Annotated in this window: 13 protein-coding genes; 12 read left to right on the top strand and 1 reads right to left on the bottom strand. The window is 68.4% G+C overall.

Annotated features, from left to right (window positions below; genetic code table 11):
• Positions 1-22: 22 nt before the first annotated feature.
• The 7 genes from KY572_RS30715 (at position 23) to KY572_RS30745 (ending at position 6,176) form a co-directional block, all read left to right on the top strand.
• Entirely contained in the window at positions 23-388 is a 366-nt protein-coding gene (locus tag KY572_RS30715) for a hypothetical protein (RefSeq protein WP_224247057.1), read from the top strand.
• A gap of 51 nt (positions 389-439) precedes the next feature.
• Positions 440-1,120, top strand: coding sequence for a YsnF/AvaK domain-containing protein (locus KY572_RS30720; RefSeq protein ID WP_224247058.1), 681 nt, complete (start codon positions 440-442; stop codon positions 1,118-1,120).
• A 116-nt stretch (positions 1,121-1,236) separates the two neighbouring features.
• Positions 1,237-2,484, top strand: a complete 1,248-nt coding sequence (locus KY572_RS30725) for an ABC transporter substrate-binding protein (protein ID WP_224247060.1) — start codon at positions 1,237-1,239, stop codon at positions 2,482-2,484.
• Between the two features lie 3 nt (positions 2,485-2,487).
• Positions 2,488-3,408: a branched-chain amino acid ABC transporter permease gene (locus KY572_RS30730; protein ID WP_263452151.1), complete on the top strand. Its 921-nt coding sequence runs from the start codon at positions 2,488-2,490 to the stop codon at positions 3,406-3,408.
• 7 nt (positions 3,409-3,415) lie between these two features.
• Positions 3,416-4,474 carry a branched-chain amino acid ABC transporter permease gene (locus KY572_RS30735; RefSeq protein ID WP_224247064.1) on the top strand — a complete coding sequence of 353 codons (1,059 nt, stop codon included), beginning with the start codon at positions 3,416-3,418 and terminating at the stop codon, positions 4,472-4,474.
• Entirely contained in the window at positions 4,471-5,427 is a 957-nt protein-coding gene (locus KY572_RS30740) for an ABC transporter ATP-binding protein (RefSeq protein ID WP_224247066.1), read from the top strand. The genes KY572_RS30735 and KY572_RS30740 overlap by 4 nt, the downstream gene beginning before the upstream one ends.
• The gene (locus KY572_RS30745; protein WP_224247067.1) at positions 5,424-6,176 is read left to right on the top strand and encodes an ABC transporter ATP-binding protein; all 753 of its coding nucleotides are present in this window, start codon (positions 5,424-5,426) and stop codon (positions 6,174-6,176) included. The genes KY572_RS30740 and KY572_RS30745 overlap by 4 nt, the downstream gene beginning before the upstream one ends.
• Before the next feature lie 39 nt (positions 6,177-6,215).
• On the opposite strand, the gene KY572_RS30750 is transcribed toward KY572_RS30745, so the two are convergent.
• Entirely contained in the window at positions 6,216-7,214 is a 999-nt protein-coding gene (locus KY572_RS30750; RefSeq protein WP_224247068.1) for a hypothetical protein, read from the bottom strand.
• Positions 7,215-7,371: 157 nt separating this feature from the next.
• Here KY572_RS30750 and KY572_RS30755 point away from each other — a divergent pair, with 157 nt between their 5' ends.
• The 5 genes from KY572_RS30755 to KY572_RS30775 all read left to right on the top strand — a co-directional run bounded on the left by KY572_RS30755 (position 7,372) and on the right by KY572_RS30775 (position 17,923).
• A complete protein-coding gene (locus KY572_RS30755) occupies positions 7,372-9,543 on the top strand; it encodes a PQQ-binding-like beta-propeller repeat protein (protein ID WP_224247070.1) in 2,172 nt (723 codons plus the stop codon).
• A 121-nt stretch (positions 9,544-9,664) separates the two neighbouring features.
• Positions 9,665-10,420 carry a hypothetical protein gene (locus KY572_RS30760; protein ID WP_224247072.1) on the top strand — a complete coding sequence of 252 codons (756 nt, stop codon included), beginning with the start codon at positions 9,665-9,667 and terminating at the stop codon, positions 10,418-10,420.
• A gap of 164 nt (positions 10,421-10,584) precedes the next feature.
• Complete coding sequence (locus tag KY572_RS30765; RefSeq protein ID WP_224247074.1) at positions 10,585-12,372, top strand: hypothetical protein; 1,788 nt, start codon at positions 10,585-10,587, stop codon at positions 12,370-12,372.
• A gap of 157 nt (positions 12,373-12,529) precedes the next feature.
• Positions 12,530-17,110, top strand: a complete 4,581-nt coding sequence (locus tag KY572_RS30770) for a hypothetical protein (RefSeq protein WP_224247076.1) — start codon at positions 12,530-12,532, stop codon at positions 17,108-17,110.
• A 36-nt stretch (positions 17,111-17,146) separates the two neighbouring features.
• Complete coding sequence (locus KY572_RS30775; RefSeq protein WP_224247078.1) at positions 17,147-17,923, top strand: methyltransferase domain-containing protein; 777 nt, start codon at positions 17,147-17,149, stop codon at positions 17,921-17,923.
• The last annotated feature ends 7 nt before the right edge of the window (positions 17,924-17,930 follow it).

The raw sequence follows: 17,930 nt of genomic DNA on the forward strand, positions 1-17,930 counted from the left end.
CCACTTCAGGGGGTGGCTGCACATGAAGAGCAAGCAGAGGAGAGCTCGCGACCGCTGGAGGGAGGCGCTCGTGGGCGGGCTGGCGGGCCTCGGAGTGCCCATGCTGCTCCTGGGGATGGCTGGGGGGAGGAGGGCCCCGGCCCATCCGGCGACCGTGGGGGCGGTTGCCGGCCTGCTGGGGGCGCTGGTGGGAGGGGGGCTCGCGCGGCGGCCGGGGGAGCGGCCCTCGCTCCGCCAGGTCGAGCCCGTCCCCCTGGAGGAGCACGCACCGCGGGAGCGGACGATGCGGCTCGAGCCTCCCCAGGAGGATGCGCCCGAGCCACGCAGGGGGCCCAGCGGGCGCGAGCGGCACTGGCTCCTGAGAGAGGCCGTGGGCTCGGCCTCCTGAGGAAGGCGCTCGAGGCCTGGATGCCTGAAGGGGGACGCGATGGAGCGGGATGTGCGCGAAGGGATGGTGGTCCGCACCGCGGACGGCGAGCGGCTGGGCACGGTGGTGCGCGCCGGCGAGGACACCTTCGTCATCGAGAAGGGGCTGCTGCTGCCCAGGGACTTCACCGCCCGCTACGAGGATGTGGCGGAGGTGCGCGGATCCGAGGTGCGCCTGCGGCGGACCCGGGACGAGATGATCCCCGGCCCCTGGCTCAAGAAGCGGGAGCACGAGGAGGTCGTCTCCCTGGGGACGTTCGGAGCGCCCCAGGAGCTCGTCGTCGAGCTGGCGCACGAGGAGCCCCATCCACGCACCGTCGTCCGAGAGGTGGGCCAGCTGCGCATCCACAAGGTCGTCCGCACGGAGGTGAGGCACTTCAGCATCCCGGTGCGCCGCGAGGAGCTGGTGGTGGAGCGGCTCCCCGTGACGGACGAGGCGCACGCCCGGTCCTTGGAGGGCACTCCGGTGCCGGGGGGCGCGGCGCCCTTCGAGGAGGTCTCCTTCGTCATCCCCCTCCGGGAGGAGCGGGTGGAGTTCACCAAGAGCACCCAGGTCTGGCAGGAGGTGCGGGTGTCCAAGGCGGCCCAGGAGGAACTGCGCACCGTGCGCACCACGGTCCGCCGGGAGACGGCGGAGGTGGAGGAGCGGGGCGAGGTGCTCCACGAGGGGCCCGTGGACGGACTGCACTCCTGAAGCCGCGAAGCACGGCCCGGCAGTAAAAAGCGGTCGGGCGCCCTGGCTGCGCGCTTGACCCACATGGCGGGCTCTCCTAGAAGACCGGAGCTTTATCCGCTGACGGGAGGCTTCGCATGCGACGTTTTGCTCCGATGCTGCTGGCCGCGCTCGCCATGATGGTGGCCGGCTGCGAGAAGAAGACGCAGCCCACGTCCACCGAAACGGACACGAGCAAGCAGGCCGCTCAGGGCCAGGGAGGCACCGCCGCCCCCGCGACGCCCGCGCCGGGCGCTCCCTCCGCGACTCCGACGCCTCCTGGCGAGGCCAACACCCTCCTGCTGGGTGTGGCCACCAGCCTCACCGGCGGGCAGGCCACCTTCGGCATCTCCACGCGCAATGGCATCGACATGGCCATCAAGGAGGCCAACGCCGCCGACGGCGTGAAGGGCAAGAAGCTGGAGATGCGCGTGTATGACGACCAGGGCAAGCCCGAGGAGGCCGCCCAGGCCGTCACCCGCCTCATCACCCAGGACAAGGTGGTCATCATCCTGGGGGACGTGGCCTCCTCGAACTCGCTGGCCATGGCGGAGAAGGCCCAGGCGGCCGGGGTGCCGATGATCACCCCGTCCTCCACCAACCCCTCGGTGACGGAGAAGGGCGACTTCATCTTCCGCGTCTGCTTCATCGACCCGTTCCAGGGCTTCGTGATGGCGAAGTTCGCCCGCGAGAACCTGAAGTTCTCCAAGGTGGCGGTGCTCCAGGACAACAAGAGCGCCTACTCCATCGGCCTGACGGACGTGTTCACCCGCAAGTTCACCGAGATGGGCGGGAAGATCACCGGCACGGAGAGCTATAGCCAGGGCGACACGGACTACCGCGCGCAGCTGACGGCCATCAAGAAGACGCAGCCGGAGGCCATCTACGTGCCCGGCTACTACAGCGAGGTGGGCGTGATTGCCCGCCAGGCGCGCGAGCTGGGGCTGAAGGTGCCGCTGCTGGGCGGCGACGGCTGGGACTCGGAGAAGCTCTACGAGCTGGGCGGCACCGCCATCCAGGGCAGCTACTTCTCCAACCACTACTCGCCGGACAACCCGGAGGCGCGCATCCAGAAGTTCGTGGCGGACTACAAGGCCGCCTACGGCAGCGTGCCGGACGCGCTGGCGGCGCTGGCGTATGACGCGGCGAAGGTGGCCATCGACGCGCTGAAGAAGGCGCCGGACACCTCTGGCAAGGCGATCCGGGATGCCATCGCCCAGACGAAGGACTTCCCGGGCATCGCTGGCGCCATCACCCTGGACGAGAAGCGCAACGCGGTGAAGCCCGCGGTCGTCCTCAAGGTGGGCGATGGCAAGACGGAGTACGTCACCACGGTCAGCCCGTAAATGCTGTCTCAACTCATCCAGCACCTCATCAACGGCCTGGCCACCGGCACCATCTACGCGCTGGTCGCGCTGGGCTACACGATGGTGTACGGCGTGCTGAAGCTCATCAACTTCGCCCACGGCGACGTGATGATGGTGGGCGTGTACATGGGCTACGCCACCGCCTACACGCTCGGCCGGCAGCAGCAGAAGACGTTCCTGGGCGTGGTGGCCATCTTCCTGGTGGCCATGGCGGGCTGCGCGCTGATGGGCTTCCTCATCGAGCGCTTCGCCTACCGGCCGCTGCGCGAGAAGCCGCGGCTGACGGCGCTCATCACCGCGATTGGCATCTCGTTCGCGCTCTCGTACGGCTTCCAGCTGGACATCGGCTTCCTGCCGGGCGCGGCGCCCCGCGCCTTCCCGGAGATCATCGTCCCCACCGAGTGGCTCATCCTCGGCGACCGGGACGTGGTGGTGTGGAACTGGCAGGTGATGTCCCTGCTCATCGCCGTGGGGCTGATGGTGGGGCTGCAGTGGCTGGTGTTCAAGACGCGCTTCGGGCGGGCGATGCGGGCGGTGTCCTTCGACCACCGGGTGGCGGCGCTGATGGGCATCCCGACGGACCGGGTCATCGCGGTGACGTTCATGATCGGCAGCGGGCTGGCCGCGGGCGCGGGGCTGCTGTACGCCATCAAGGACACGTCGGTGAGCCCGCTGATGGGGCTGTACGTGGGGCTCAAGGCGTTCGTGGCGGCGGTGATTGGCGGCATCGGCCATGTGCCCGGGGCGGTGGTGGGCGCGCTGATGCTGGGGCTGGTGGAGGAGTTCGTGGTGGGCTACGCGGCGAGCACCTGGCGTGACGCGGTGGCCTTCGGCATCCTCATCATCGTGCTGCTCGTGAAGCCGGGCGGCCTGTTCGGCCGGGTCGCGGCGGAGAAGGTGTAGGCGCCGCATGGAATCCTCCGTCCCTCCGAGCGCGACCTCTCCCATCCCTTCGGGGCTCCGGGGCGTGCTGCCGGTGCTGGTGGCGCTGCCGGTGGTGGCGCTCTTCGAGTGGGCGCTGTCCGGCTCGCCGTTCGCCACGTACCTGCTGTCCATCATGGGGGTGAACATCGTCCTCGCGGTGAGCCTGAACATCGTGAACGGGATGACGGGGCAGTTCTCCATCGGCCACGCGGGCTTCATGGCGGTGGGGGCCTACGTGGCGGGGCTGTTCTCGCTGCTGCTCAAGGACATCGCCATCTCGGGCCTGCCGGTGGCGGTGAGCGATCAGATCCTCCTGGTGGGGGCCCTGGTCGTGGGCGGCATCGTCGCGGCGGTGTGCGGCTTCCTGGTGGGCCTGCCCAGCCTGCGGCTGCGCGGGGACTACCTGGCCATCGTCACGCTGGGCTTCGGGGAGATCATCCGCGTCGTGGTGCAGAACACGGAGGCCTTCGGTCGCTCGCTGGGCCTGTCGGGCATCCCCCAGACGGGGGGCCTCTTCATGGTGGGCCTCTGGGTGTTCCTGGTGGTGCTGGTGGCGCGGCGCCTGGCGGGCTCGAGCCATGGGCGCAGCCTGTGGGCCATCCGTGAGGACGAGGTGGCCGCCGAGGCGATGGGCGTGGACACCACGGGCTACAAGGTGCGGGCCTTCGTCGTCTCCTCGTTCTTCGCGGGCATCGCCGGCGGGCTGTTCGCCCACTTCGTCCCCATCATCAACCCGGGCTCCTTCACCTTCGTGAAGTCGATGGAGGTGGTGGTGATGGTGGTGCTGGGCGGGCTGGGCTCCACCACGGGAGCCATCGTGGCGGCGATCTTCCTCACGCTCCTGCCGGAGGCGCTGCGCTCGGCCTTCAACGCCATGGGCGCCGAGGGCAGTCTGGCGCAGAAGGTGGATCAGATCCGCATGCCGGTGTACGGCCTGCTGCTGGTGGTGCTGATGCTGCTGCGGCCGCAAGGGCTGTTCGGGACGCGGGAGATCTGGGACGTGCTGCCCAGGTGGATTCCCCGGCGGCGGAAGGGGCTGGCATGAGCGCCAGTCCCGAGCTCACGCCGCAGCAGCTGGCCGACGCTCCCCTGCTCAAGGCGGAGGGGGTGAGCATCGAGTTCGGAGGCCTGCGCGCCCTGTCGGACTTCCACCTCACCATCCGCAAGGGAGATTTGCAGGGGCTCATCGGCCCCAACGGTGCGGGGAAGACGACGGCCTTCAACGTGCTCACGGGCGTCTACAAGCCCACGCGCGGCGAGGTGCGGGTCGGGGGGACGCGGGTCAACAAGCTCAAGCCCCACCAGATCAACCACCTGGGGCTGGCGCGGACCTTCCAGAACATCCGCCTGTTCCGGGCGCTGACGGCGCTGGACAACGTGAAGGTGGCGTGTCGGGCCGAGGCGCTCTCCGATGCCGCGGCGCATGGGGTGACGGGGAGCCTGCTGGCCGGGGCGGCCATGGATCTGGCGCGGGGTGGCCTCTCGGCGCGGATGCTGGCGCTGCTGGTGGCCAACTGGCGGACCCTGCTGCTGGTGGGCTGGTGGAAGTCCCTGCTGCTGACGCCGCGCTTCCAGGCCGAGGAGCGCCGCATCACCGAGCAGGCCGAGCACCTGCTGGAGGTGATGGGGCTGTCGCACCGCCGGGACGAGGAGGCGCGCAACCTGCCCTACGGCGAGCAGCGGCGGCTGGAGATTGCTCGGGCGCTGGGGACTCGGCCCAAGGTGCTGCTGCTGGACGAGCCCGCGGCGGGGATGAACACCCGCGAGAAGGCGGACCTGATGGTGCTCATCCGCAAGCTGAGGGATGAGTTCTCGCTGGGCATCCTGGTCATCGAGCACGACATGAAGCTGGTGATGGGCATCTGCGAGAAGATCACCGTGCTGGACCATGGAGAGACGATCGCGCGGGGCGCGCCCGAGCAGGTGCGCAGCGACCGGAAGGTGATCGAGGCGTACCTGGGAGACAACTACCTGGAGACGCACGGAGGGGCCCCGTGAGCGAGGCGGTGAAGACGCTGGGAGATCGCGACCCGCGTGAGCCGTTGCTGGCGGTGGAGGGGCTGAAGGTCCACTACGGGGCCATCCAGGCGCTCAAGGGCGTGGGGCTCTCGGTGGGCAAGGGCGAGGTGGTGGCGCTCATTGGAGCGAACGGGGCGGGCAAGACGAGCACGCTGCGAGCGGTGAGCGGGATGCTGAAGCCGAGCGCCGGGCGTATCACCTTCGGTGGGCAGAACATCACCGGGGTGAAGGCGCACCAGCTGGTGTCGCGCGGCATGGCGCATGCGCCGGAGGGGCGAGGCATCTTCCCCAACCTCACGGTGCAGGAGAACCTGGACCTGGGGGCGTACCTGCGGCGGGACACGGCGGGGATCGAGGCGGACCAGGAGAAGAGCTTCGGGCTGTTTCCGGTATTGAAGGAGCGGCGCAAGCAGATGGCGGGGACGCTCTCGGGCGGTGAGCAGCAGATGCTGGCGATCGCGCGAGCGCTGCTGAGCCGGCCGAGGCTGCTGCTGCTGGACGAGCCCTCGCTGGGGCTGGCGCCGCAGGTGACGGAGACGATCTTCCGGACGCTGAAGGACGTGAACGCCACGGGGATGAGCATCCTGCTGGTGGAGCAGAACGCGCACCTAGCGCTGAGCATGGCCCACTACGGGTACGTGCTGGAGACGGGCGAGGTGGCGATGGCCGGCAAGGGCAAGGCGCTGCTGGAGAGCCCCGAGGTGCGCAAGGCGTACCTGGGCGAGTAGGCGCGGCTGTTCCGAGCACGGCGCCGCGTCGGACTCAGTTTACGGCAGCAGGACGCGCACGCCGACGTGGCTCGGGCCTACGAGGAGGGTGGCGGAGCCGGCCTTGTTGGAGGAGGCCTCCTTGGGCGAGGAGGGGGCGTCCGTGAGCCAGAGGATGGCGCCGCCGATGGCGAGGGCTGCTCCCGCGCTTGCGCTGATAGCGGCCCACCTGCGATTGGCGTAGTAACCGTCCTTGCGCTCAACCAGCCCGGGCAGTTCGTCACTCGCCGGGAGGCGACCGTCGAAGGCGTCGTTGAACTTCCTGGCATCCGAGTCGGCGAGGAAGACAAGGACGCCCGAGGCGACGAGCCCGGCTCCGCCCACGGCCATGCTGGTGATGCCCACCGGGGTCTTCCAGGTGGGCCCTTGAGGAGCCTCCTGCTTCACAGTGGCGATGGGAGGCGGGGCAGGCGCGGGAGCAGGCTGAGCGACGACCGGCGGGGGCTCGGGCTCGACCGGCGTCCCAGGCATGGGCGTAGGGAGGACTTCCAGTGGAGGCGCCTTCGCCACGTCGAGCTGGTCGAGGAGCGCCAAGACGGCGAAGCGGACGACGTCGCGCGGTGGCTGGTTGGGAATGCGGGGTAGCTCGAGAGGCCGCTCCTCGACCTTCTTGCCGGTGTCATCGACCACGAGGCCGGTGATGCGCGTGGACTTGGGGGTGAAGGGGTTGACGGTGATGTAGAGGGTGCGAGTGGCCTTGGTGGCGGCAGCAAGCCGTCCGAGACATGCGTTGCGGTTCTTGACCTTCGCGCACGAGCCACGCTCCTTCTCGAGGAAGGCGCGGACGTCCGGAGAGGGCACGAGGTTCATCGTCTCGCGGACGGCGGCGGTGGCGCAGATGGCCTCCAGCTCGGATGTATCGGCCTTCTTGCCTCCGGTGATGACGCACGGGTGAAGCGCAATGCGCTCCCGTTGCGGAGCCTGGGCACGGGCCGTGGGTGAGAGGATGGCCACGGAGAGCGCCAGCAGGAGGCCGTATCGGGAGAGGCGGTTCACCATGAGGAATCCCTCTTCAGTGGCAGCGACGGTCGGCGCGTCGAGCGGCAATCAGTCGAGCGGGTAACAGCGGGTGGAAGGGGAGTCCGCAACCTTCCGTGAGCAGGAGGTGCATGCTATCCACCGCAACAGGGCCGTCAAAAGGTTTGGGAGGTCTCTGATGCTGCGCAAACTCCTCGGCGTGGGGGTGCTGCTCGCGACGCTGGCCGGATGCACGAAACTCGAGGGTAGAGAGTGTACTTCGGACGCGAACTGCGGCGAGGGCGGGGCATGCAACATAGAGCTGGGGCTCTGTTACTCGTCTGACACCGAGCCACCGGTCGATCCAAGCGAATGCTCCCCTTTGTGTCCCGACTATCAGGTCTGCACCCGGAGAGGTTGCGTAGCTCGATTCGATTCACTGACCATCGAGACGCCTGCCGACAACGCCCTGTTGGATGCTGGGCCCGTGCAGGTGGTGGCCCGACTCAACGTCAAGGAGGCCTATCGGGCCGACACCCGCTTTCCCCCTGAGCTGGAGTTCACCGCGCAGCAGAGCGGCGGTAGCGTAGCTGGAGCGTTTGCGAACTACGGCCACGACGACGCCGGTACCTACACCGCCGTCTGGACACCGCCGGCAGTGGAGGCCAACGTCACCGTGCGTGTCGAGCACCGAGAAGAGGATGCCGGGCTGGCGGACATCGCGATTGTGAGAGTGGATGCGGTACCGCCGACGTTCAATGTCTCCGTGCCGCCCGCGCCCACGGGCGTGTCGGACGGGGGCACAACGTACGCGGACCCCGATGCGGGCAGCCTGACCAACCTCTGGAAGCGCGATCAGCAGGTGCGCGTGGAGATCCAGACCAACGAGGCGAACCTGGATACGAACTCCCTGAGGGTATCCTTGAGGGGGACGGATGGAGTCGCCACGCCTTCGGTTTCCGTGACTCCAGTGACCCAGGGGTGCACCGCTGTCTTCTGCGGAGAGGCTCTCTTGAATCTCTGGGAGCCGACCTTCAATACATTCCGCGGTTCCATGGCCTTGGAGGTTCAGGGCAATGATCTCGCTGGGAATGTGGGGACGACGTCTCCGGCGTCGCCCCAGGTCAATGTGACGCGCTGGAAGTGGGCTGTCAGCGGTCTTTCCGGCACCATCAGGACCAGCCCTGCCATTGGCGAGAGAGGGTCCGTCTACATCGGCACCTCCGACGGCAAGGTATTGGCGCTCACTCCCGAGGGTACGAAGGCATGGGAAGTGACACCGGGTGGCTCCGTGGCCAGCCTGGCCGTAGGGGCTTCCGATGGCGGAGTGGAGTCCGTCTATGTGGCGACCAATGCCATGAACAACAAGGCTGTGCTCCACGCACTCTCTAGTGTGGGGGGGGGATCGCGGGTGCGCTGCCCCAGTGGCACTGCTGAACTCGATGGTCCGATCCAGGGCGCCATTGCTGTCGCGATGACTGGAACTGCGCCGAACCGATTCGAGTCGGGCGTAGCCGTCGTCAATAGCGGTGCGACCACTCAAATCTGGGCTGTGCGACCTGACGCATCAGGGCTCTCGCAATGTATTCCCTCCAGTTCAACCTTCGCGATTCCTGAGACGATTCAGGATGGCTCGCTGGTGGCGAGTGGAACAAACTTCTTCTACCCGACGGCGGCTACAGCCTCGATCGTCAGCTATACCTTTGGCGGCAACGCCTTGAATTGGACGGCATCCGCCGGTGCTCATGCGGTCTATGGTCTGGCTTTGACGGGTGACAGCCTCATAGGCAGTGCAGCGGGTTCTCTCCCTGGGCAAGGAGGCCTCTACTCTGTTCCTGTCACAGGGAGCCTGAACGCTACGCTGCTGAACGGTACAGGGGTAGGGCGCGTATGGAGTCCCATCATCGGAACCGGCGGAACCAATCTCTTCTACGGTCAAGACACCGGCTCCACCCAAGGTGACCTCAAGAAGTATGACTTGCCCGGTCAGACAGTCACCACTCCCACGATTCCTAATGTCGGGGTGTTGAAATATGCCCCGGCGCTGGGGGCTGATGGTGTGCTGTATACGGCACCGAGTTCTTCAAGCGTTGTATCGGCTTGGTCTGTGAACGACTTCAGTGCGCGTTGGTCGGTCGTGCTGGGTGGAGCGCCCATCAGCGGGTCGGTGGGGCTCGATTGCGCAAGAAACGTTTCCGGCGCGGTCGTACCTAACATGCCCGGGACGCTCTACGTGCCATCTGGAGGAACACTCCACGCCATCATCGTGGACAGCCCGGGCCTCACGCGGGATGCGGCCGCCTGGCCCAAGTACCAGCACGACGCGCGCAACACCGGCAACCCGGCCACTCCTATGCCCAATTGCCAGTAAGGCCCGGTCCCTCGGCTCCGTGGCAAGTACCGCGCGGAGCCTTCATTGAGCGGTAGTCAGGGGCTCCAGACTCGTCTAGGGTCGGCGACCCTGTTCCACCCGTTTCACAGAGGGAGCGTACATGTCCCTGAAGTCTCGTCTCATTGCCGCCTTCTCCGTCCTCTCCCTGATCGCCGCTGCCTGCGCGACCACCCAGCAGGGCCAGCCCTCCGAGGCCGGTGGCTCGTCCACCGTCGAGGAACTGCCCACCGAGGGCGGAACGGGCGATCAGCAGGCTACCGCCGAGGCTCCCACCCCGGCTCCCGCCCCCGCCTCCTCGGCTCCCATTCCCCAGCTCAACGCCTTCGGTGGCCCCGAGGAGGGCTTCACCGCCAAGATGCCGGGCAATCCTCCCCAGGCGGTCCGCAACAAGATCCCCTCCAAGAATGGTGAGATCTCCACCGCCGCGTGGAACGGCAACGTCGAGGGTGTCATCTACTCCCTCAGCTTCTTCGAGTACCCCACCAAGACCGTCGCCTCCCGCGCCCCCGAGGCCTTCCTCAATGAGGGTCGCGACGGCATGGTCGCCCAGCTCAAGGGCAAGCTCCTCAACGAGGAGAACATCACCATCAACGACGCCTACCCCGGCAAGGCGTTCACCATCGCCTCCGACAGCGGTGAGGTGAAGTCGCGCATCTACCTCGTCGGGCCCCGCCTCTACACCATGCTGACCCTCTACAACCCCAGCATCGGTGCTCCCGCCGCGGACGAGTTCCTCCGCTCCCTCGTCCTCATCAACCCGCCGCCTCGCATCGAGCGCACGGGCGGTCGCGCCACCACCACCACCGGCCCCACCGACGCTGGCACTCCGGGCCCGACCGACGCTGGCACGCCGTAGTCCTTCCCCAGGTGCACGCCCTGGCCTGCCGAGCGTGCACCCGCGGACACCCGCTCCGAGGCGGTGCCTACCCCGGAGTGCAGTTCCCCCGTCACACCCTGGTTTCCTCTCCAGCCCTCCAGTCTTAGCTTCCCTGAGGGATTCGAAGGGGGAGGGGGACGGAGATGATAGGGGCTTCAGCGGCCCTGCTCGCGGCGGTGCTCGCGAGCGGGAGCCCGGTCATGCCGGTCTCGGGGGGCAATGCGCTCACCCTGCCGGCGCAGCGGCACATCGTACGCATCGACATGGGAGGCAGCCGAGCACCTGTCTGGCTGCTCGCCCTCCAGCAGGCAGGCTCCGAGGGCCGAGGTCTCTCGCTGTACCGCTCGGATGACGGTACGCGCACCTTCCGCTTCCTCGCGCCCATCCAACCCGACGCCAGCCACCATGACCGGGCCGAGCTGGTCGTCGTCGGCAGGGACGTGGCGCTCGTCTACTCCTACGAGTCGTCCACGCTGGGGCCATCGCACCGGCACGACGTCTGGTTCCAGTGGTGGCGCTACCAGGCCAGCGGCGACACCTGGCGCCCCGAGCCGGCCGTCCGCGTCTTCGATGCGACCGATGATCGCACCGCCTACTCCCGGGCGCTGCTCGCCAGGGACTCGCAGGGCCGGCTGTGGATCCAGGCCTTCCGCCTCGAGCAGGATGGACGCTCCACCGCGGTAGTGGCCGTCTCCACGAACGGCGGCTCTAGCTTCCAGCGTCAGCCGGACCTGGACCGGGTGCGCCGCCGCGGCGGCGGTCGGCTGCTGGCCGTCGGCTCGAAGCTGATCTTCGTCTACGGCATGCATGATGGCTTCGAGCCCGCGCGCATGCGCATCCGCCGGGACAGCGATCCGCTGGACACCTGGGGCTCGGTCCGCCAGGCCTTCTCCGATGGCATCTACCACGGCGCCGCGCTCAGCGCCGTGGAGGATGGCCACGGCGGCATGCACTTCGTCTACAAGGACGAGCAGGAGCGCCTCTACTACCGCCACTTCGACGGCAACACCTTCGGGGCTCGCACGCTGCTGGAGGACTCGCGCGACTGGGCCATGCAGGCGGCTACCACGCGCATCGGCGACACGCTCTATGTCTTCTACAACCGCATGCGCGAGCCCAACCGGCGCTACGAGCTGCGGGCGCGAGTGCTGCGCGACGGCGCGTTCAGCGCGCCCGTGGTGCTGGACTCGAGCTCCACCTTCAAGGGCTACCTCAACGCCGTGGACGTGCTGCCCGCGGGGACTCGCGAGGTGCCCTGCTTCTACGGCGATGCGCGCGACGCCAGCTCCCGGGGGTATCTCTCGCGGGTGATGCTGGCCACGGGAGCGGGTGACGACGGCTCCTCCGGCGACGACGGAGGCGGCCAGGGCCCCGAGGAGCCGCCTCCAGGAGCCAGCGTCTTCTCGGATGACTTCTCGCGCACCACCTCGCGCGGGCTGGGAGAGGGGTGGACGGTGGAGGGGCTCTGGTACTCGGACGGGACGCGCGCGGTGAGCGATCGCGATGGCGAGGAGCTGGCGCTCGCGTCGCGCTCGAGCTGCAGGGACTGTCAGGTGGAGGCGCGGCTGCGGCACTTCGCCGACGCGGAGGCGGGCGTCTTCCTGCGAGCCCAGGGCAGCGCGCGCTATACGCTCGTGTCCCGCTCCAACGGGCGGATCCAGATCCGGCGGGAGGTCGGCAGCCGCGTCACCGTGCTGGGGGAGGCCAGCAGCGGCCTCTCCTCCGCCCACGGGCCCATGACGCTGACCCTGTCCGCGCGCGGCTCGGGGCCGGTGGAGCTCACCGCCTCGGTGGATGGGCAGGTGCGGCTCACGGTGGTGGACGCCAGCAACTCGGCGCTCGGCGGGCCGGGGCTCGCGGGACTGGAGACGCCCATCGCGGGCGTCTGGTTCGATGACTTCCAGGTCCGGCAGCTCGGGGCGCGTCCCTGAACGTTTGGAGCAGCAACTCCTCGGAGAGCAGGCAGCCAGGGAGGGGGCATGGAGGCCCATACCCCCGCGGTGGCCGGCCGCCTGGCGGCCGCTGGCGATGAGGTAGAGCCCCAGCGTGCTAGCATGGGGGCTCTACCCTGTATCCGAGGTTTCCGAAGTGAAGAAGCTCAGCCTCGTGGCGCTGCTGGTCGCACTCTCGGCTTGCAAGAGTGACAAGTACGAGCGCGATGCGATCCAAGCCAGAGTGGTGCTCGACCCCACGGTTCAGGCCTCCTGCGTCCTGCTCGAGGTTCGGGATCCAGCGAACCCGGCTAGCACCGTCAAGGACTGGGTACCTCGGAAGGGCAAGAACGAGCTGAAGGTCGCCATCTTCAAGGGCTCGCTGCCGACGGACGTGGAGATCGCCGCGCGGCCCTACCAGGATGGGGACTGCGAGAACGACACCGAGGCGCGCACGCCCAACGGCGCGTTCGTGACGGTGAGGGCCTCCTTCGTGGAGGGGGCGGTCACCGAGGCGCCGGCGCTGTCGCTGACCCCTGGACGGGATACGGACAACGATCGGTACGTCAGCGCGGAGGACGGCGGGGCCGACTGCCAGGACTCGATCCAGTCGGTGAACCCGGGTGTCGTCGAGCAGTGCACGGACCAGGAAGACTTCAACTGCGACAACAAGCGAGGGTGCGAGGCCACCCAGTGCGGCACCAACGCGTGCTTCCGGCCACCGACCAACCTCGCGCTGACGCTGCAGGAGACGACCGTGGCTGCCGGCTCCTGCACGCGGGGCACGGTCCAGGTGAAGGACGCGAGCGGCAATGACTCCCGCGTCACCACGCCCACCGCCGTGAACCTGGCATCGAATCCCGCCGGGAGCATCGCCTTCTACACGGATGCCGCGTGCACGGCGTCCACGTCCAGCACGACCATCGCCGCGCAGGAAGGCACAGCCTCCTTCTACTTCCAGGGGCAGGCCACCGGGAACGTGACGGTCTCGGCGACGCTCAGCGGGCTGCCGACGGCGTCGCAGAGCGTCCAGGTGAATCCGGGTCCCGGCAACCGGCTGATCTTCGTCACGGCTTCGCACACGCCGGAGGCGGGAGTCTGCTCGCCGCAGGTGCGAGTCCAGAGCCAGGATGCACAGGGCAACGCGGCGCCCGTGGGGACCGACACGACGATCACGCTCGCGGCCTCGCCGAGCACGGGCTTCCAGTTCTTCACGAACCCGGGCTGCACCGGTTCGCCCGTGTCGACGGTCTCCCTGCTCAACGGGCAGAACACGATCGGGTTCTATTTCAAGGGCACGGTAGCCCAGGGTGTGAACGTCACCGCGACGTCCCCGGGCTTCACGGGCAGCACGCAGTCCCACACCATCCGGGCGGGGCCTCCGTCGATCGTCAGCCTCACCGGTCCCTCGACGGCGACGGCGGGTGACTGCAACGCGACCCAGCTCACGCTCTCGTTGCTGGACGCGTACAACAATCCGACGGTGGCGACGACGAACACGAGCATCAGCCTGTCCGTCTCCAGCGGCAGGCCGCTGACGTTCTCCCGCACCGTGGGGTGTGCGTCCGCCAGCTCGACCGTGTCGATCAACCAGGGCATGGGCTCGGCTACCATGTTCTTCCGAGGCACCGAGGCTGGCGCCTCCACCATCCGGGCGGTGTCTGGGAGCCTGACTGCCGGCACGTTGAACGTGACGATCAACGCCGCGGCGCCCACCTCGATCGAGTTCACCACCGGCCAGCAGCGGATCCCGGTGGGGACCTGCTCCGCGGTGACGACGGTGCAGCTGCGGGACGCCTACAACAATCCGGCCCAGGCGCAGGCGAACACGGAAATAGGGCTGCTGGCCTCTCCGTCCGACACCTTCCAGTTCTTCTCCGGCACGGGCTGCAGCGGGAGCCCGACGTCGGTGGTGACCATCCCTGCGGGGGGTGGCGCCGCGAACTTCTCCTTCCGGGGGAACCGCTCGGGAGCCGTGGTGATGACCGCGTCCCTGGGCTCGGTGACCCGCACCCAGAACGCGAACCTCGACCCGGGTGCGCCGACCGCGCTGCATTTCACGCCGTCCTCCGTGAGCAAGAAGGCGGGTGAGTGCCGGCAGGTCGACGTGCAGTCCCGGGACGCTCTCGGCAATCCAGCGCCGGTCACGGGCAATCAGGTGGTGGCGCTCACGGCGAGTCCGTCGGCGGGCTTCGGGTTCTACTCGAACAGTGGGTGCTCCAACGCGAGCTCCAACGTCACCATCAGCAATGGCCAGAACACCGCGACGTTCTACGTGCGAGGGACGACGGTCGGGAACGTGACGGTGACCGGCACCAGCGCGTTCGCCCCGGTGACGCTGGCTGTGACGGTGGGCCCGGAGGTTCCCTACAAGCTCGCCTTCAAGACGCCAGCGCAGCAGATCGTGAAGGGCATCTGCTCGGCCGTCACCACCGTGGAGGTGCAGGACACCCACGGCAATGCCTCGCCTGTGGCCGCCGGCGCGACGGTCACCCTGACGAGCTCCACCGGGAACGTGACCTTCCACACGGACGCGAGCTGCACGACGCAGGCGGTGACGACCGTCCCGGTCGGAGCCAACCAGAGCATCGCGAGCTTCTACTTCAAGAGCAGCGCCTACGGGAGCGTGACGCTCGATGCCGCGAGCGGCACGCTGATCGGTGCGAGCCAGGTCGAGACCATCGACCCGATCCCGCCCACGGAGCTCGCCTTCACGACGGCACCGTCGACAGCGCCGGCAGGAAGCTGCGCGAAGATGACGGTCCAGACGCGGGAGAACGGCAATCCCACGATCGTGACGTCGCCCCTGACGGTTGCGCTCAGCGCTTCGCCCACCACCAGCTTCGGCTTCTACACCGATGCTTCCTGCAACAGTGCGGCGGGCCAGGTCATCATCGCAGCGGGAGGCTCGGGCACCGCCGACTTCTACTTCAAGGGAACAGCGGCTGGGACGTTCGGCATCACCGCCTCCTCGGGGGCACTGACGCCCGCCACCCATAACGCGACCATCGCGGCGCTCGTGGCCAGCAGGGTGGGGTTCGTCACGCCGTCAGCGACGACGGTGGCGGGGACCTGCTCGGCCGCGGTCACCATCCAGTCCGTGGACCAGTACGGGAACGCTTCGCCCGTCAACTCCGCCACGACGGTCAATCTCACGGATCCTGGCGACTCCACGGATAATCAGTTCGAGTTCTTCGCGGTCCCGGGCTGCGGTGGCAGCGCGGTCACGAGCATCACCATCCCGACGTCTCCATCCGTCGTGAGCTTCTCCTACCGACCTCGGAAAGCCCGGAACGTCACGCTGACGGCTGGAGGGAACGGGCTCGCGAACGGCACGCAGGGCCACACCGTCAGCCCAGCCACCGCGAAGAAGCTGGTCTTCAAGACCGCGGGACAGACGCTGCTCGCCGGCACCTGTGCGCTTCGGACGGTGGAGAGCCAGGATGACTACGACAACCCCGCGGTCGACGCGCTCACGGTCAGCCTCAGCGCGTCGGAGACGGCGGAGTTCTTCACGGCGCCGGACTGCAACCCGAGCTCGCTGACGACCCAGGTGTCCATTCCCGCCGGGATGAGCACGGCCACCTTCTACTTCAAGGGCTACAAGGGGGGGAACAATGCCAACCTGGCCTTGGCGCTGACGGCCTCCGCCCCAGGGCTCACGGATGCGATCCAGAGCAACAACAACATCACCCCCACGGTCAGGACCGGAAGCTGCCCGCTGGCCAACAACCAGATGAGCATCCAGTGCCCCATCTCGCCTCCCCTGGCCGACGGGAACAGGATGTTCCTGACCTTCCAGGCCATCACGCAGGACACGAGGAGTGATGCAGCCAGCGTTCGTTGCCGCGTCTACAACGTCAACGAGGTGGCCTGCGATCGGGACAGCACCAGCACCAACCCCGTCAGCATCCATTGGAGGGTGGCGGAGTTCCCCAACGGCGTGGCGACCCATAACCCGGTGGTTGACTGTGGCGGCAACACCACCACGGAACCGCTCGCTGGCTTCGACAGCACGCGGACCTTCCTGTTGCTCAGCAGCCAGAGGAAGGGGGCCGATCAATCAAGCGACGTGCCCCGGCTCGCGGAGTTGACCTCGAGCACCCAGGCCGAGATCCGGAAGACGGGAGGCTGTGGCTCCCCCGCGAGCTCCGACAAGAACAACCTCCAGGTGGTCGGCTACACGGGGGCGTCGGTCCGGAGAGGATTGACCAGTCTGGCGGCCGGACAGCCCACCACAACGGCCAGCCTCCCTGCCGTGGTCCCGGGCCGGTCGCTCCTCCTCTACTCGTACATCTATGGAGGACCGAGCACGCAGTACTGCGATCGCGCGGTGCGTGGAGAGCTGACCAACGCGACGACGGTCTCCTTCTCGCGAGGCGAGGGGGATGCGACCAGCTGCGCGGGCGTGCCCATCTCCAGCATCTCCTGGGAGGTGGTGGAGTTCCCCGCGGGAACTGTCGTCCAGTCGCTCACGCGGCAGCTCGTTGCGCTCCAGCCCACCTTGACCGTCACGCTCCCCACTTCGGTCGATCCGAGCCGCACGGTGATCATCACGGGCGGACAGTGGGCCTCGGGACAGGTCCATGGAGAGGGGAAGCACACGGGGGTGGATGGCATCAGCGACATGCGCGCCATGGCCACCCTGGCCCCGGACGGCTCCTCCATCACCCTCACGCGGGCGACTTCCGTCTCCACGGCCACCTTCACCTTCTTCGTCGTCCAGCTCAAGCCTTGAGCTGAGACGGCCCAGCAGGAACATCGAGGAGGGGCCATGTGGAATCCCGCGCAGTACGAGCGCTTCCGTGACGAGCGGAAGCGCCCCTTCTTCGAGCTGCTCGCCCGCGTGGAGGCCTCCTCGCCCGCCCAGGTGGTGGACCTGGGCTGCGGCACGGGAGATCTCACGCTCGTGCTCGCCGAGCGCTGGCCCACGGCTCGCGTCACCGGCGTGGACTCCTCCGAGGCCATGGTGGCGGAGGCCACCCGCCGCGCCCATCCGGACCGGGTGCGCTTCGAGCTGGCGGACCTGGCGCGCTGGACTCCCGCCGCGCCGGTGGACGTGCTGTTCTCCAACGCGGCGCTCCACTGGCTGCCGGAGCACCCCGCGCTCCTGTCCCGCCTGGTGTCGCTCCTCGCGCCCGGGGGCGTGCTGGCCTTCCAGATTCCGGCCAACTTCGACGCTCCCTCGCACCGGCGCATCGATGAGGTGCGCGCCCTGCCGCGCTTCGCCGCCACCCTGGCCGGCGTGAGGCGCGGACAGGCCGAGCCGCTCGAGCAGTACGAGGGCTGGCTGGCGGGAATGGGCCTCGCGGTGGACGCCTGGGACACCACCTACCTCCATGTGCTGCCGGGAGAGGATGCGGTGCTGCAGTGGCTGCTGGGCACCACGCTGCGGCCGGTGCTCGCGGCGCTCGGGCCCGAGGAGAGCCAGGCCTTCCTCGACACGCTCCGGCCGCTGCTCCGCGCGGACTACCCCGCGGCAGAGCGTGGCACCCCCTTTCGCTTCACCCGTCGCTTCGTGGTGGCCGCGCGTCGCGAAGGCGGGCGCTGAGCGCGAG

It is taken from the genome of Hyalangium gracile (genome assembly GCF_020103725.1).
GTDB classification, from domain to species: Bacteria; Myxococcota; Myxococcia; order Myxococcales; family Myxococcaceae; genus Hyalangium; species Hyalangium gracile.